The sequence below is a fragment of the Aestuariimicrobium kwangyangense DSM 21549 genome (assembly GCF_000421525.1).
Taxonomy (GTDB): domain Bacteria; phylum Actinomycetota; class Actinomycetes; order Propionibacteriales; family Propionibacteriaceae; genus Aestuariimicrobium; species Aestuariimicrobium kwangyangense.
The window spans coordinates 622,932-638,049 of sequence record NZ_ATXE01000002.1 but is presented as its reverse complement, the minus strand read 5'-3'; the positions used below and the strand labels follow the sequence as shown (position 1 = coordinate 638,049).

Here is a 15,118-nt window from a genome sequence, read left to right as displayed (position 1 = left end):
GGTGGATGAATTTGTCAGCAGAAAGGAATGCGCAGTGACCCAGCGCGCGGAGTCCGGCCCCATCATCAACGGTCTTCCCACCAATCTCCCAGATGCGGACCCCGAGGAGACCTCGGAGTGGTTGGAGTCACTCGACGGCATCATCGAGGAGGGAGGCCGCAACCGGGCCCGGTACGTGATGCTGAAGTTGCTCGAGCGAGCCCGGGAGCAGCAGATCGGCGTTCCCTCGCTGACCAGCACCGACTACATCAACACCATCCCCGTCGAGCAGGAGCCCGACTACCCCGGTGACGAGGCCTTGGAGCGCCAGGTGCGCCGGCTGCTCCGCTGGAACGCCGCGGTGATGGTGCACCGTGCCCAGCGTCCCGGCATCGGGGTCGGTGGCCACATCTCGACCTACGCCTCGGCGACCACCTTGTACGAGGTCGGCCTGAACCACTTCTGGCGGGGCAAGGACCACCCCGGTGGCGGTGACCAGATCTTCTTCCAGGGCCATGCCTCGCCGGGCATGTACGCCCGCGGCTTCCTGGAGGGGCGCCTCAGCGAGGAGCAGATGGACGCCTTCCGGCAGGAGAAGTCCAAGCCGCACCCGCTGCCCTCGTACCCCCACCCGCGTCAGATGCCCGAGTTCTGGGAGTTCCCCACCGTCTCGATGGGCATCGGGCCCATGAACGCGATCCACCAGGCCCAGTTCAACCGGTACCTGCACAACCGTGGGCTGAAGGACACCTCGCAGCAGCGGGTCTGGGCCTTCCTCGGCGACGGTGAGATGGACGAGCCGGAGTCGCGCGGACTGCTGCAGCTGGCGGCCAACGAGGAACTCGACAACCTGACCTTCGTGATCAACTGCAACCTGCAGCGGCTCGACGGGCCCGTGCGAGGCAACGGCAAGATCATGCAGGAACTCGAGGCCTTCTTCCGTGGCGCCGGGTGGAACGTGATCAAGGTCGTCTGGGGTCGTGGCTGGGACCAGTTGCTCGCCCAGGACACCGAGGGCGCGCTGGTCAACCTGATGAACGCCACCACTGACGGCGACTACCAGACCTTCAAGGCCAACGACGGTGCCTACGTGCGCGAGCACTTCTTCGGTCGCGACCCGCGCACCGCGAAGATGGTCGAGGACTGGAGCGACGAGGACATCTGGCGCCTGGCGCGCGGTGGTCACGACTACCAGAAGGTGTACGCGGCCTACGACGCGGCCACCAAGGTGACCGGTGCCCCGACCGTCATCCTCGCGCAGACCATCAAGGGTTACTTCCTCGGCAAGCACTTCGCCGGCCGCAACGCGACCCACCAGATGAAGAAGCTGGCGCTGGACGACCTGAAGGGGTTCCGCGACCGTCTGCAGATCCCGATCACCGACGAGCAGCTCGAGGCCAACCCCTACGAGCCGCCGTACTACCACCCCGGTGACGACGACCCGCGCATCAAGTACCTCAAGCAGCGGCGCCAGGAGTTGGGCGGGTTCCTGCCCGAGCGACGCAACCAGCCCGCTGCCCTGACCCTGCCCGGCGACAAGGCGTATGCCTCGGTCAAGAAGGGCTCGGGCCAACAGCAGATCGCGACGACCATGGCGTTCGTCCGTCTGCTCAAGGACCTGATGCGCGACAAGGACTTCGCACCCCACGTCGTGCCGATCATCCCGGACGAGGCCCGCACCTTCGGCATGGACTCGTTCTTCCCGACGATCAAGATCTACAACCCGCACGGGCAGAACTACACCCCGGTCGACCACGAGCTGATGCTGGCCTACCGCGAGAGCCCGCAGGGTCAGATCATGCACATGGGCATCAACGAGGCCGGATCGGTGGCCGCCTTCACGGCTGCCGCAACGTCGTACGCCACCCATGGCGTACCGATGGTGCCGATCTACGTCTTCTACTCGATGTTCGGGTTCCAGCGAACCGGTGACGGCATCTGGGCCGCAGCCGACCAGTTGGGCCGCGGATTCCTGGTCGGCGCCACCGCCGGGCGCACCACGCTCACCGGTGAGGGCACCCAGCACATGGACGGGCACTCTCCCGTGCTCGCGGCGACCAACACGGCTGTCCTGAGCTACGACCCGGCCTACGGTTACGAGATCGCCCACATCGTGCAGGAGGGCCTGCGACGGATGTACGGCGAGAAGCCCGAGGACGTCATCTACTACCTCACGGTCTACAACGAGCCGCTCGTGCAGCCCGCTGAGCCCGAGAACGTCGACGCCGAGGGCATCCTCAAGGGGATGTACCTGCTCAAGGAAGGTTCCTTCGACGGAGTGGGGGAGGACGCCCGCCGCGCCCAGATCCTGGCTTCCGGCGTGGGGGTGCCGTGGGCGCTGGAGGCCCAGCAGCTGCTCAAGCAGGACTTCGGAGTGGTCGCCGACGTCTGGTCGGTGACCAGCTGGGGAGAACTGCGTCGCGACGGTCTGGCCGCCGACGAGGCGAACTTCCTGCACGGCGAGGAGCGGGTTCCCTACGTCACCCAGAAGCTGCAGGATCGTCCCGGGCCCGTCATCGCGGTCTCGGACTACATGCGTCAGGTGCAGGACCAGATCGCGCAGTGGGTACCGGGCGACTTCATCTCGCTGGGTGCCGACGGCTTCGGCTTCTCCGACACCCGCGCAGCCGCCCGCCGCTTCTTCCACATCGACGGTCCCTCGATCGTCGTGCGGACGCTGCAGCAGTTGGCCAAGCAGGGACAGGTGCCGGCCGAGTGGGCCAAGCAGGCCTTCGACAAGTACGACCTGATGAACCCGGCCGCAGGCGCCTCGGGCAACGCCGGCGGTGACGCCTGACCGTCCCTCCACGGCACCGAACCGCAGCACCGCGCCGGGCCCCCACATCGGGGGCCCGGCGCGGGCTGGTTCCACGCCCAGGACGAGCGCGGACCAGACTCAGTTGGCTGCCAGGATCTCGCGCACCTGCGGGATCACGGCGGTGCCGTAGAGCTCGATCGACGCCATCAACTGCTCGTGCGGCATCGGCCCGTTCGCGTACTTCAGGTCGAATCGGTCGAGGTCGAGCAGCGTCACCGTGCGGGCGATCTTGGCCGCAACGGTCTCGGGCGAGCCAACGTAGAGCGCGCCGTGTTCGATGTCGTGGTCGAACTGGTCGCGGGTCGCCTCACCCCAGCCACGCTCGATGCCGATGCGGTCGCGGTTCGCCTTGAAGTGCGGCCACAGTTCCTCCCGGGCCTGGTCGTCGGTCTCGGCGATGTGGCCGGGGGAGTGCACCCCGACCGGCTGGGGAGCATGGCCGAACTCGCCCAGCGCGCGTCGGTACAGGTCGGCGAAGGGCTTGAAGCGGTCGGCGGGCCCACCGATGATGGCCAGCATCATGGGGATCTGGTGCCGCGCGGCCCGAACCACCGACTCGGGGCTGCCGCCCACGCCGATCCAGGCACGCAGGCGGCCCGACTCCGTGGCTGGGTGCACGGTGACCCCGTCGAGCGGGGGCCGGGTGGTGCCCTCCCAACTCACCGCACCCCCGGCCAGCAGCTTCGCGAACAGGTCGAGCTTCTCCTCGAACAGCACCTCGTAGTCGCGCAGGTCGAACCCGAACAGCGGGAACGACTCGGTGAACGACCCACGACCCACCTGCACCTCGGCCCGCCCGTGCGAGAGGGCGTCGATGGTGGAGTAGCGCTCGAACACCCGGATCGGGTCGTCGGACGAGAGCACCGTCACGGCGGACCCGAGCAGGATGCGCTCGGTGCGGGTGGCAACACCTGCCAGCACCACGTCGGGGGCGCTGACGGCGAAGTCGTCACGGTGGTGCTCGCCGATGCCGATGGCGTCAACCCCGACCCGGTCGGCCAGGACTGCCTGCTCGACCAGGTTCCGGATCACCGTGGCGGGGTGCTGGGTGACGCCGTGGCGGTCGACGGTGACGTCGCCGAACGTGTCGAGGCCGAACTGGGGTCCGGTACGGGGCTGGGTGGTGCTCACGAGAACTCCTGAGGTCGTTTCGATTTCAACCACTCAACCGGACGGTCGGGCGGTTTGTTCCAGCGTGTCGTCCAGCCCTGTGCCCGTCCCCCCGGTGAACCCCGCCGCGGCCGCGGCTCTGGTGGGAGAGGGGGAAAGTCTGGCAGGCTTGCCCCAACGATGTACTCGAACAGGAAGGTCTTCGTCACCGTGGGGACGACAGAGGTCGCGACTTTGCTGGGGCTCAAGCCCGGGCAGGTCGTGCAGGAACTGGGTTGGGACGATGACGTGGACGAGGTGCTTCGCGACGCCATCATGGACGCGATCGACGCCGACCTGGTCGACGAGGCCGTCGATGGGGTCGATGCCGTGCTGCTGTGGTGGCGGGCAGACGACGGCGACGTCGCTGATGCCCTCGTCGATTCGCTCACCGACCTGTCGAAGTCGGGCCACGTCTGGCTCGCCACCCCGAAGGTGGGCCGACCCGGTCACGTCGACGCGGCAGACATCTCCGAAGGTGTGACCACCGCAGGCATGGCCGTCACGGCCCCGGTGGGCGTCTCGCAGACCTGGCACGTGCAGAAAGTGGTCCGTCCGAAGGCCGGTCGCGGCCGCTGAGCCTCCCGCCACGGCCCTCAGCCCACGATGCTGGCGAGGGTGGTGAAGGAGTAGCCCCGGGCACGAAGCTCGGTGATCACCCGAGCGAGGGCGTCGGCGTCAAGAGTCGAATGATCGGTGGGGTGAGCGCCGACGTGCATCAGTACGATCTCGCCGGGACGCGCCTGGGAGATGACTCGCGAGACGACGGTGTCGACCGATTGGCCACCCGAGGTCCCCTTCCACCCCAGCGTGTCCACGGTCCAGCGGAAGGGAACGTAGCACTCGTCGTTGACCACGATGATGCGGTGGGCGTCCACCGCCCCGAACGGGAACCGGAACAGCGGCTGCGGGTCATGCCCCGTGACGGTGCGGATCCGGCTGGCCGCTGACCGGATCTCGGTTCGTACCCGGGAATCGCTGAGCGTCGTCAGGTCAGGGTGGTGGTAGGTGTGGTTGCCGACCGGCCCGTAGGCCGCCATCGCGCGTGCGCTGGCGGGGAAGTCGTCCACGAACTCGCCGGTCAGGAAGAACGTCGCTGGCACGCCCTCCCGCTTCAGGGTCGCGAGGATCGGGGCGACACCCTCATTGCTGGCACCTGCGTCGAAGGTGAGCGCAACGACGGGGCGCGACACCGGTAGCGCCGCCACGTCACGACCCAGCAGTGAGGCCGGGAGCCGGCAACTGGTCGTCGGCGGGCGCGGCGTCGGGCTGGACGGAACTGGGCTGCTGGGCGGACGACTGGTGGGCGGACGACTGGTGGGTGCACTCGTCGTGGGAGGGGCGCTCGTGGGGGGCCGCGTGGTCGGGGGTCGCGTGCTCGGTGGTGAGGTGGTCGAGGACGCGGGGTGCGATGCCGTCGTGGGTGCCGGCGTGGTGGGCGTTGTGATCGAAGGCGAGACCTGGGTCGTCCTCGTGGACTGCACCGGAGTCGACTGCACGATGGAGGGCCCCGACGACGAGGGTCCACCCGACGTCGGTGCGGAGACCGAAGGCGCCGAGGTGGCGCTGAGGGTGGAGGTCGGGGTGACGGATCCGCCGGTGCAGCCGGCGGCGAGGATGCCCACCGAGCACAGGGCGAGCCACGTGCGCGTCGCCGCTTTCCGGTGCGAACGCCGGGACGTACTCGGCCCGCTCATGACGGACTCCTCTGCACGTGGGTCGAGGTCGACCCACTCCCAGTTCACTCCTGTGCAGTGGGGAAGTCGAGACCAGTGCGGGGTCGGCCGATGATCATTTCCTCACACCCGAGGCCGACGCCGCACAAGCCGTCAGACGGCGATGTCGAATCCCTCCAGGGCCTTGCGGCTCTTCTTGCCACCGGTCGCCTGCAGGTCGAGCAACTCGTTGTAGATCCCGCCCGAAACCGCGAGTTCGGCCGGTGTCCCGATCTCGTCCACCCGCCCGTCCCGCAGCGTGACGATCCGGTCGACCGAGGCGATCGTCGAGAGCCGGTGGGCGATGATGATGCTGGTCCGGTCGGCCATCAGGTCCTCGAGCCCTGCCTGCACCAGGCGCTCGCTGCGGGTGTCGAGCGCCGAGGTGGCCTCGTCCAGGATGAGGATCGGTGCGTCCTTGAGCATCGCCCGGGCAACGGCGATCCGCTGGCGCTGGCCACCCGAGAGCTTCAGACCACGCTCACCGATCAGCGAGTCGTAGCCCGCGTCGAATCGCTCGATGAAGGGGTGCGCGTTGGCCCGCCGGGCGACGGCGATGACCTCGTCGAGGGTCGCGTCGGGACGTCCGTAGGCGATGTTGTCGCGGATGGTTCCCGAGAACAGCGCCGGCTCCTGGAAGACGACGCCGATGGTCGCACGCACGGCTGACAGGTCGGCCCGCGACTGGTCCTCACCGTGGACGAGGATCCGTCCCCCGTTGACGGGGTACAGGCCCAACAGCAGGTTGACGATGGTGGTCTTGCCACCACCGGACTCGCTGACCAGGGCGACCTTCTCGCCCTGCCCGACCTCGAAGCTGACGCCCGAGAGCACATCGGTCTTGGAGTCGGAGTAGGCGAACGATGCGTGGTCGAAGACGATGGCCGGCTCGCCGGGATGCGGGTCGGGCAATCGCAGTTCGGTGCGCTCGGCACTGCCCAGCTCCTCGGACTCCTCGGGCTCGTCCATCACCTCGAAGTAGCTCTTGGACCCGGCGACGGCACGCTGGCTGATGTCGACGAGGTAGCTCATGCCCGAGACAGGCATCTTGGCCATGGTGACCAACTGGATCAGCATCACCATGGTGCCCACGCTGTAGCGGCCCTGCATGGTCTGGACGAGGATCAGCGCGTGCACGGCGAAGAAGATGACGGCGAGGGCGCCGTTGCGGGCGACGTCCATGCGGTGCCACCAACTCGACTGGGTGTGGGTGAGGCCGATGGTCGCGTCGTAGTCGTCGGTGAACCGACGCAGCTCCCGGCGTTCGGTGACGAAGCTCTTCACCACCTTGATCTGTCCCACCACCTCGGCGAAGGCGCCACCGGCCTGGTCGACGTGGTCGTTCTTGGTTCGTTCGATGCGCTGCCAGCGGGGGCTGGTGAGCATCGTCAGCCAGGTGTAGACGGGGAAGATCACCACCAGGGCGATCACCAGCCAGGGGGAGTAGAACCCGGTGATCACGAGCACGGCGAACAGGGTGACCAACATCGGCAGGAAGTTGTTGGCGAAGGCGGTCAGGAAGTTCGTCACCTCGGTGATCGAGCGGTTGAGTCGCGCGATGATCGAGCCCGACAACGTGTTGTCGAAGTAGCGCTGGGGCAGCCTCAACAGTTTCGAGTAGTAGCGACCCGACAGGATGGCGCGCATCCGGGCGCCCATCACGTCACCCCAGTAGCCGGCGACATTGCGCAGCACCGTCTGCAACAGTTCGGCCACCAACAGGGCGACCGCGAACCAGAGGATCATCCACACCCCGCGACCGTGGCCCTGCACGTTGGCGACGACCTCGTCGGTGGCCCCCTTGATGATGAACGGGCCGAGCAGGCTGGTGCCCGCGATCAGCACGGAGGCAGCGGCGATGCCGACATAGAGCCAGGTGAGTTCTCGGACGTGACGGAGCAGTTTCGCGATGCTGCGCACAGCGGGGCCCTTCGGGGAGTGGTGGATGGGAGCCAGTCGCTCATACTACGGCGATAGAGTCGGAGCCATGACGAGCTACCTCGCTGCCGCGGACCGTTACGACCACATGACCTATCGCTTCACCGGACGCAGTGGACTCAAACTGCCACTGATCAGCCTGGGGCTCTGGCAGAACTTCGGGGACGTCGGTTCGTCCCAGACCCAACGAGCCATCCTGCGCCGCGCCTTCGACCGCGGCGTCACCCACTTCGACCTCGCCAACAACTACGGGCCCCCCTACGGGCAGGCCGAGCTCAACTACGGTGCGCTGCACGCCCAGGACTTCAAGCCCTACCGCGACGAACTGATCATCTCGTCGAAGGCCGGGTACGACATGTGGCCCGGGCCCTACGGACAAGGGGGCGGGTCGCGCAAGTACGTCCTGGCGAGCCTCGACCAGTCGCTGAAGCGCACCGGACTGGACTACTTCGACATCTTCTACTCGCACCGCTTCGATGCCGACACCCCGCTGGAGGAGACCATGGGCGCGCTCGACAGCGCCGTGCGCTCCGGCAAGGCCCTCTACATCGGCATTTCGAGCTACGACGCCGAGCAGACCCATCGTGCGGCGGCCATCGCCCGCGAGCTCGGTACCCCACTGCTGATCCACCAGCCCAGCTACTCGATCATCAACCGCTGGATCGAGACCGGTGGCCTGGTTGACGCCTGCGCCGACGAGGGCATGGGCATCATCGCCTTCTCGTCGCTCGCCCAGGGTGTGCTCACCGACCGCTACCTCGACGGCATCCCCGCGGATTCCCGTGCGGCCCGAGGGGGCTCGTTGAAGTCCGACCAGATCACCGACGCGACCATCACCAAGGTGCGCCGGCTGAACGAGATCGCGGCCAGCCGCGGCCAGAAACTGGCCCAACTGGCGTTGGCCTGGGCCCTGCGTGACGAGCGGATGACGTCGGTGATCATCGGAGCCTCGTCGGTCGACCAGCTCGAGACCAACCTGGGTGCACTCGACCGTCTCGACTTCTCCGACGAGGAACTCGCGGCCATCGACGAGGCAGTCGCCTGATGAGCGAGCTGAAGACGACCCTCAAGGCCGACATGGTCGCCGCGATGAAGGCCCGCGACGACCTCACCAAGGGCACGTTGCGCATGGTGCTCGCCGCGATCACGACCGCCGAGGTGGCCGGTGACGAGGCACGTGAACTGGGCGACGACGAGGTGCTGGCCCTGCTCACTCGCGAGGTGCGCACCCGCAAGGACTCCGCGCAGGCCTACACCGACGGCGGACGTCCAGAACTGGCCGACAAGGAACTGGCCGAGGTGGGTGTGCTGCAGCGCTACCTGCCTGCTGACCTGACCTCGGACGAACTGGCAACCATGGTGGCCGAGGAAGTGGCCTCGGCGGAGGCCGGTCTGGGTCAGAAGCCGACGATGAAGCAGATGGGTCAGATCGTCCGCGCCGTCAACGAGCGGGCGGCGGGGCGTGCCGAGGGCGGCGAAGTGGCCAGACTGGTGCGGCAGGCGCTGGCCTGAGCGAACCGGTCCACCCGAGGTCGTCCGGGCCCTCGGCCATGGCGTGGCGCACCAACACCACCACCAGCACCCCGTAGGGCACTCCCGACAGCACGTCGCCGCCGGGGAAGGTGAGGTTGAACAGCGCCTTGCTGTAACTGAGGGCAGAGACCGTGGAGGTCGCCACCGCCACCCACCACAGCCGTGGACGGAGTACGGCGGCCATCAGCACGAGCACCTCGGCGAGGAAGAAGTAACGGTTGCGCATGCCCGGCAGTGTGTAGGGCAGCAGCATCGCGAAGGCGGCCGCCAGCACGACCCAGCGGCTGCGATCGATGAACCAGACGTGGCGACGCAGGGCCCACACCATCAGGGCACCGGTCAGCACGGCAGCGAACGCCGTCATCGACGAGATCAGGTCGGGGTCGTCGGCGAACAGGCGCCACAGGTTCGGAGCCACCGTCGCCTTCGACGCCGACGTCTGTTCCGAGTAGGTCAGCAGCAGCGAGCGCCAGGGAAGCCCGATGGCCAGTGCGGGTACCGCGGTCAGGAACCATGCGACCACCGCCAACGGCGGTGCAGCCCACGACCGACGCGGGTCGCGCAGCCAGACCACCACCAGGAAGGGCAGCAGGAACACGGCCTGCAGCTTGAACGCGAACGCCAGCCCGAAGACGAACCAGGCGCGGTTCTGCTTGCCACGCAGCAGATCGGCCAGCGTGTGGATGGCGAGGGCGGTGTAGATCTGGTCGGTCTGGCCCCACACCGCCGAGTTGATCCAGATCCCGGGCACCAGCAGCACCAGCAGCCCCGCGCCCAGGGCCACGTTCCGTCCACGGAAGGGCCAGACCACCCGGACGACCCCCCACGCCAGGACCAGGTCAGCCAGGTTCGAGATCACCTTGATGGCGACCAACCCGTTCTCGAAGACCAGGGTCGAGGCGTACAGCAGGTAGAGGTAGGGCACGTTGTAGTCGGCGAACCTGGTGCGCAGACCGGGCCAGCCGGTGCGCTCGAGGTGGTTGTACCAGCCGATGACGAAGTGCTGGGCGTCATAGGCGGCGTAGGGGGTCAGGTTCCAGCGGAACAGCACGAGGAAACCCACGACCCCGATCGTCCCCACCCAGGTGGCTGTTCGTGTCACCCAGTCGGGTCTCGGATCGGTCTGCTCCACGGGAGCATCCTGTCACGGCGGCACGGCCGTCCCGCAGCGCCACCGCTGACGCGGATAGGGTGAGCCCATGCAGGGACTCCAACCGCGTGTGCACACCCTTTCCGTGGTGATCCCCGTCTACCGGGGTGAGAAGAGCCTCACGCCGGTGGTCGAGGAGTTGCTGGCACTGGCCGGCCCCCAGCTCACCCCGGCAGGGCACAGCTTCGCGATCACCGAGATCATGCCGGTGTGGGACAACGGACCTGATGCCTCCGACGAGACGATCCGCTCGCTGCAGGAGCGTTCCCCCTTGGTTCGCCCGGTCTGGTTGAGCCGGAACTTCGGGCAGCACCCCGCCACCATGGCGGGTCTGGCCTCGGCCGGCGGTGACTGGATCGTGACCATGGACGAGGACGGCCAGCACGATCCCGCCCAGATCGGGCGCATGCTCGACACGGCGCTGGCGGAGCAGGCGACCGTGGTCTACGCCCAACCCAGCAACGAGCCCCCGCACGGTGCCTTCCGCAATCTCGCCTCCCGCCTGGCCAAGCGGATCCTGGCGCGAGCCATGGGGTCACGTTCGGCCACCCAGTTCAACAGCTTCCGGCTCATCCTGGGCGAGACGGGTCGAGCGTTGTCAGCCTTCGCCGGACCAGGGGTCTACCTCGACGTGGCCCTCAGCTGGATCAGTCGCAAGGTCACCTCGTGCCCGGTGCCGATGCGTTCGGAGGGTCGCGAGTCCTCGTACACGGTGCGGTCGCTCAGTTCCCACTTCTGGCGCATGGTGGTCACCAGTGGCACCCGTGCGCTGCGACTGGTCGCCTTCCTGGGCGCCATCATCGGCTTGTTGGGACTGGTGCTGACGGTCGTGGTCGTCGTCCGTCAGATCATGGATCCCGCCGCCATCGTGGGGTGGGCCTCGCTGATGTGCGTCATCCTGATCGGTTCCGGGCTGATCCTGTTCTCCCTGGGGGTGGTCGCCGAGTACCTCGGTGTGACCGTGAACCAGGCCATGGGCAAGCCGCTCTACCTCATCGTCGGCGACCCCGAGCACGGTCCACTGGGGCGCCGCGACGTCACCCCTGACCCGCAGGACGCATGACCGACACCCTGTGGGTACTGGGGGCCGGAGGGCTGCTGGGCTCAGCGGTCGTCCGCGCCTCGGCGTCCCGGAGGACGGACAGGGAGTCGGTCCTGGTCGTGCCTGTTCCCTGGGACGACCCCGAGGCGGCCGCTGTCGTCTTCAGCGAGACCGTCGCCCGGCTCAACCGTCAGTACCTCAGCAGTCCCGGCGACACCCTGCGGGTGGCATGGTGCGCGGGTGCCGGGGTGGTGGCCTCCCAGCAGGACCAGTTCGCGCGGGAGGCGGCGGTCGTCGAGGCGTTGGTGTCGGCGCTGGGTGAGCTCGTGCCCGGTCTGCTGGCCGGTCTGAGCGTCTTCGTCGCCAGTTCCGCGGGGGGTGTCTACGCCGGCAGTTCGCCGGCCCCCCATGACGAGTTCAGCGCGACCTCGGCGTTGGTGCCGTACGGGTTCGCCAAACTGCGACTCGAGCAGCAGTTCAGCGAGTTCGCCGGCGCGAGCGGCGCCCGGGTCGTCCTCGGCAGGATCGCCAACCTGTACGGTCCCGGTCAGAACCTGGGCAAGGGTCAGGGGTTGATCAGCACGCTGCTGTGGGGTGCTCTGCAGGGTTCCCCGGTCAAGGTGTACGTCGACCTCGACACGGTGCGCGACTACCTGTTCGTGGACGACGCCGCCGCCATGGTGATGGGCAGCCTCGACCTGGCGGCCCTCACCGATCCGGGTACCGTCACCATCAAGGTGATCGCCAGCGGCAACCGGGTGACCGTGTTCAACCTGCTGCACGTCGTCAGGCGGATCAGCAGCCAGCGACCCCTGGTGGTGCAGGGATCCTCACCGCTTCGCACCGGGCAGGTCCGGGACCTGTCGCTCACCTCACGGGTCTGGCCCGAACTCGACGAACTGGCCTCCACCTCACTGTTGGTGGGAGTCCACCGCACCTACCTCGACCTGCAACGTGCCCGACTGGAGGCCCATCCGTGACCACCGCACCTCCCACCGTCTCGGTGGTCGTGCCCGCCTTCCGGCAGGCCGGCCTCATCTCGCAGACCCTCGACTCGGTGCTGGCCCAGACCTGGACGGACTTCGAACTCGTCGTGGCAGACCACAGCTCCGACGACGGCACGGGCGAGGTGCTGGAACGCTACCGGCACGAACCGCGGGTGCGGCTGCTCGAGCCGACACCGGCCGGTGGGGGTGCTCCGGCCAACTGGAACCGGGTGAGCCAGGCGGCGCGCGGAGATCTGCTGAAGCTGCTGCCCGGCGACGACCTGCTCGAGCCCACGGCCCTGGAACGGCAGGTGGCGGCCTTCCGCGACCACCTCAGCGCATCGCTGGTGTGCTCGCGGCGACGCATCATCGATGCGGGCGGACGAACGCTCAAACGCTCCCACGGGATGCCTCGCCGGTGGTGGGGGGCCCACGACGGACGCGAGGTGATCGCCGCCTCGGTGCGAGCGGGGCGCAATGTCTTCGGTGAACCCGGCTCGGTGATGCTCCGGCGTGACCTCCTCGCCGGTTCCGGCTGGTGGGACGACAGCAAGGCGTACCTGATCGACCAGGCCACCTACACCCGGGTCGTGCTCGCCGGTCACGATGTCGGTCTGAGCACGGTGGTCGCGCTGGGCGAGGTGCTGGGATCGTTCCGCGTCAGCTCGGGCCAGTGGTCGGTCGCGCTGGCGGGACACCAGGCAGCCCAGGCCAAGGCCTTCCACCACGAGTTGGCCGAGGTGCCCCACTTGCTGGGACGGCGCGACCTCGTGCAGGGCGACGCCACCGTGAGCGCCATGGCCGTGGCCCGCCAGGCCGTCTACTCGGTGTTGGGGCTCGTCCGGCGGGACTGAACGAGCAGCCAACCCAGCAGGATGACGGCGCCCACCACGGGGCCGGCGACCAGACTCGCGAGCAGCCTCGGCAAGACGGGCAGGTGCACCGTGAACAACACGGTGATCGAGGTGACCGCGGCCAGCGCCCAGCCGATGCCGTAGACCCGGTGACCGTCGAGCGCGAGGGCGGCCGTGCCGACCAGCACCAGCGCCGCCATCGCGGTGCTGGCCAGGGTCAGCAGCGCCAAGGCCCACCCGCCGATGTGGAATGAGGGATCGAACAGCCTCAGGAACCACGGACCGAGCAGTCCTGCGCCGACGGCCGCGACAGTACCCACCGCGAGCACGAGGGCCACCGGAACCACCATCGCCCGCAGTGTTCCCCGTCGGTGGGCCACGAACCGGGCCACGGCAACCTGTTGGAAGGTGATGATCGGCATCATCACCGGAGCGCGCGTGATGCTGACAGCCAGCATCCAGGCCGCCAACTGGGGTTCGCCGCGCAGACTCGCCTTCATCAGGGCCGGGTAACCGGTGATCATCACCGCACTCGACGCCGCCGACAGGATCGCCATTCCGAGTTGGCGCAGGCTCACCCGCGCTTCCCGGTCGCTGCGGCTGGTGAGCAGGGCCCGCGTTGCAGGGATGGCACACAGCGCGGCTGTCATGACCACGACGGCGGAGGTCATGGCCGTCTGGTAGCCGAACAGGCTCCGGACCGTGAGGGCCACGCCAGCGACCGCGATCACCCGGACGGCGACCTCTGCCGTGAGGGTTCCGGCCAACCCGGCCCATCGGCCCGTGCCGGCCATGGCGCCGAGCACCAGGGCGTAGACGGCGTAGCAGAGGGCGGTTGCCACCAACAGCGTCGTGGCCCACAGGGGGTGGCTGGGAAGCACCCAGTGAATGCCCACGGCGGCTGCGACTGAGACGAGGACCGCAGCGGCCAGCCCCACACCCAGGACCGGCGACAACAGGCGACCTCGTTCCGGGCGCCCGTGTCGGACGGCGGCGGTGGCGCGGGTGGATTCGTTCTGGACGCCGACCAGCACCCCGAACAGGCCTGTGAGCACCGACCAGAACGCGAGTGCCTCGGACTGCTGCTCGGCATCGGGCAGGGTGCGGGTCATCAGGAACATGATGACGAAGTTGCTGAGGGCCCCCAGACCCGACGCTGACGCGAGCGCCAGACCCTGCCCGCGCGTGGGGTGCAAGCGCGGGGCCGGTGCGATGTCGGTCATGAGACCCGCAGCGGCCAGCGGACGTCGTTGGGTTGGCTGAGCGCCTGACCGGCCTTCATCCTGGGTTCGATCTGCATCATGCGGGTCGGCTCACCCGGTGGCACGAACGAGATGGAGCACATGGTGAGGGTCGTCCCCTCGCCGAACGCGAAGCCGCGGCGCAACTGGGGCACCTGGCACGGTGACTGGTTCCAGTCCTTCAGCCCGTTGGGTGGGAGTACGGCCTTCTGTTTGCCGGGCATCACCTGCAACCTGATGTCGGGATACCCAGGGATGGCCGTCCCGCGCAGATAGGTGAGGCGGTAGGTGATGTAGAACACCCGCATACCGCCGACCTCGGTGGGATCGGCCAGGCGGAAGTCAGACATCTTTCCCTCGACCACCGAGATCGGGGTGACCTCGGTGACGTAGGACTTCGACGTGGAGTACCGATTCCACACGAGCACCGATTCGGTGGGCGAGGTGGGCCTGGCGAGCTTGGGCAGGCGGGTGTCGCTGGGGAGTAGGGGCAGCTCGGCCGTGCTCCCCATCTCACCGACCGAGGTGTTGGCCCGGATCCCCACCCCGGCCACTGCCAGCACGACGAGTGCCACCAGCCAGACAGCGAGAGTGGGCGCCCACCGTCGGACGAGCGTCCACCGTGCCACGTGTACCCCGGCGTCGGCCGGCGGACTCGTGCTCGTCATGACCCGCAGTCTAGGGCAGCGACACTTCGTGTCCCCGACCTGACA

At 68.2% G+C, this 15,118-nt stretch carries 14 protein-coding genes; 7 read left to right on the top strand and 7 right to left on the bottom strand.

The genetic code is table 11. The features are described from left to right. Positions 1–34: 34 nt before the first annotated feature. Positions 35–2,776 carry a pyruvate dehydrogenase (acetyl-transferring), homodimeric type gene (gene aceE, locus H507_RS0109560; RefSeq protein ID WP_022910495.1) on the top strand — a complete coding sequence of 914 codons (2,742 nt, stop codon included), beginning with the start codon at positions 35–37 and terminating at the stop codon, positions 2,774–2,776. Between the two features lie 99 nt (positions 2,777–2,875). Here the strand turns inward: aceE and H507_RS0109555 are convergent, their stop codons facing one another. After that, positions 2,876–3,928, bottom strand: a complete 1,053-nt coding sequence (locus H507_RS0109555; RefSeq protein WP_022910494.1) for an LLM class flavin-dependent oxidoreductase — start codon at positions 3,926–3,928, stop codon at positions 2,876–2,878. Positions 3,929–4,087: 159 nt separating this feature from the next. On the opposite strand from H507_RS0109555, the gene H507_RS0109550 reads away from it, so the two are divergent. Beyond that, entirely contained in the window at positions 4,088–4,525 is a 438-nt protein-coding gene (locus H507_RS0109550; RefSeq protein ID WP_022910493.1) for a DUF3052 domain-containing protein, read from the top strand. Between the two features lie 17 nt (positions 4,526–4,542). On the opposite strand, the gene H507_RS18080 is transcribed toward H507_RS0109550, so the two are convergent. The 3 genes from H507_RS18080 to H507_RS0109540 form a co-directional block, all read right to left on the bottom strand. After that, positions 4,543–5,154 (bottom strand): polysaccharide deacetylase family protein, encoded by a 612-nt coding sequence (locus H507_RS18080; protein ID WP_211217329.1) that lies wholly within the window; start codon positions 5,152–5,154, stop codon positions 4,543–4,545. 1 nt (position 5,155) lies between these two features. Beyond that, positions 5,156–5,590, bottom strand: a complete 435-nt coding sequence (locus tag H507_RS18075; protein ID WP_211217328.1) for a hypothetical protein — start codon at positions 5,588–5,590, stop codon at positions 5,156–5,158. A 185-nt stretch (positions 5,591–5,775) separates the two neighbouring features. Beyond that, the gene (locus tag H507_RS0109540) at positions 5,776–7,581 is read right to left on the bottom strand and encodes an ABC transporter ATP-binding protein (protein ID WP_022910491.1); all 1,806 of its coding nucleotides are present in this window, start codon (positions 7,579–7,581) and stop codon (positions 5,776–5,778) included. 67 nt (positions 7,582–7,648) lie between these two features. Between H507_RS0109540 and mgrA the strand changes: the two genes are divergently transcribed. Together mgrA and H507_RS0109530 are read left to right on the top strand one after the other, a co-directional pair. Further along, positions 7,649–8,644 (top strand): L-glyceraldehyde 3-phosphate reductase, encoded by a 996-nt coding sequence (mgrA, locus tag H507_RS0109535; protein ID WP_022910490.1) that lies wholly within the window; start codon positions 7,649–7,651, stop codon positions 8,642–8,644. Next, positions 8,644–9,111: a GatB/YqeY domain-containing protein gene (locus H507_RS0109530; RefSeq protein WP_022910489.1), complete on the top strand. Its 468-nt coding sequence runs from the start codon at positions 8,644–8,646 to the stop codon at positions 9,109–9,111. The genes mgrA and H507_RS0109530 overlap by 1 nt, the downstream gene beginning before the upstream one ends. On the opposite strand, the gene H507_RS0109525 is transcribed toward H507_RS0109530, so the two are convergent. Continuing rightward, complete coding sequence (locus H507_RS0109525) at positions 9,041–10,264, bottom strand: glycosyltransferase family 39 protein (protein WP_022910488.1); 1,224 nt, start codon at positions 10,262–10,264, stop codon at positions 9,041–9,043. The two genes, H507_RS0109530 and H507_RS0109525, sit on opposite strands and share 71 nt — an antisense overlap. A gap of 67 nt (positions 10,265–10,331) precedes the next feature. On the opposite strand from H507_RS0109525, the gene H507_RS0109520 reads away from it, so the two are divergent. The 3 genes from H507_RS0109520 to H507_RS0109510 are packed head-to-tail and all read left to right on the top strand — an operon-like array spanning position 10,332 to position 13,164. Continuing rightward, entirely contained in the window at positions 10,332–11,345 is a 1,014-nt protein-coding gene (locus tag H507_RS0109520; RefSeq protein ID WP_022910487.1) for a glycosyltransferase, read from the top strand. After that, positions 11,342–12,304, top strand: a complete 963-nt coding sequence (locus H507_RS0109515) for an NAD-dependent epimerase/dehydratase family protein (protein ID WP_022910486.1) — start codon at positions 11,342–11,344, stop codon at positions 12,302–12,304. The genes H507_RS0109520 and H507_RS0109515 overlap by 4 nt, the downstream gene beginning before the upstream one ends. Beyond that, positions 12,301–13,164: a glycosyltransferase family 2 protein gene (locus H507_RS0109510; protein WP_022910485.1), complete on the top strand. Its 864-nt coding sequence runs from the start codon at positions 12,301–12,303 to the stop codon at positions 13,162–13,164. Before H507_RS0109515 ends, H507_RS0109510 begins: the two co-directional genes overlap by 4 nt. On the opposite strand, the gene H507_RS0109505 is transcribed toward H507_RS0109510, so the two are convergent. Then, positions 13,131–14,387: a hypothetical protein gene (locus tag H507_RS0109505; protein ID WP_022910484.1), complete on the bottom strand. Its 1,257-nt coding sequence runs from the start codon at positions 14,385–14,387 to the stop codon at positions 13,131–13,133. The genes H507_RS0109510 and H507_RS0109505 overlap by 34 nt on opposite strands. Further along, entirely contained in the window at positions 14,384–15,073 is a 690-nt protein-coding gene (locus H507_RS0109500; protein ID WP_022910483.1) for a hypothetical protein, read from the bottom strand. The genes H507_RS0109505 and H507_RS0109500 overlap by 4 nt, the downstream gene beginning before the upstream one ends. Positions 15,074–15,118 lie beyond the last annotated feature (45 nt).

Coding starts and splice junctions, on each gene's coding strand:
- H507_RS0109550 (WP_022910493.1), top strand. CDS start 4,088: ATGTACTCGAACAGGAAGGTCTTCGTCACCGTGGGGACGACAGAGGTC.
- mgrA (WP_022910490.1), top strand. CDS start 7,649: ATGACGAGCTACCTCGCTGCCGCGGACCGTTACGACCACATGACCTAT.
- H507_RS0109530 (WP_022910489.1), top strand. CDS start 8,644: ATGAGCGAGCTGAAGACGACCCTCAAGGCCGACATGGTCGCCGCGATG.
- H507_RS0109520 (WP_022910487.1), top strand. CDS start 10,332: ATGCAGGGACTCCAACCGCGTGTGCACACCCTTTCCGTGGTGATCCCC.
- H507_RS0109515 (WP_022910486.1), top strand. CDS start 11,342: ATGACCGACACCCTGTGGGTACTGGGGGCCGGAGGGCTGCTGGGCTCA.
- H507_RS0109505 (WP_022910484.1), bottom strand. CDS start 14,387: ATGACCGACATCGCACCGGCCCCGCGCTTGCACCCCACGCGCGGGCAG.
- H507_RS0109500 (WP_022910483.1), bottom strand. CDS start 15,073: ATGACGAGCACGAGTCCGCCGGCCGACGCCGGGGTACACGTGGCACGG.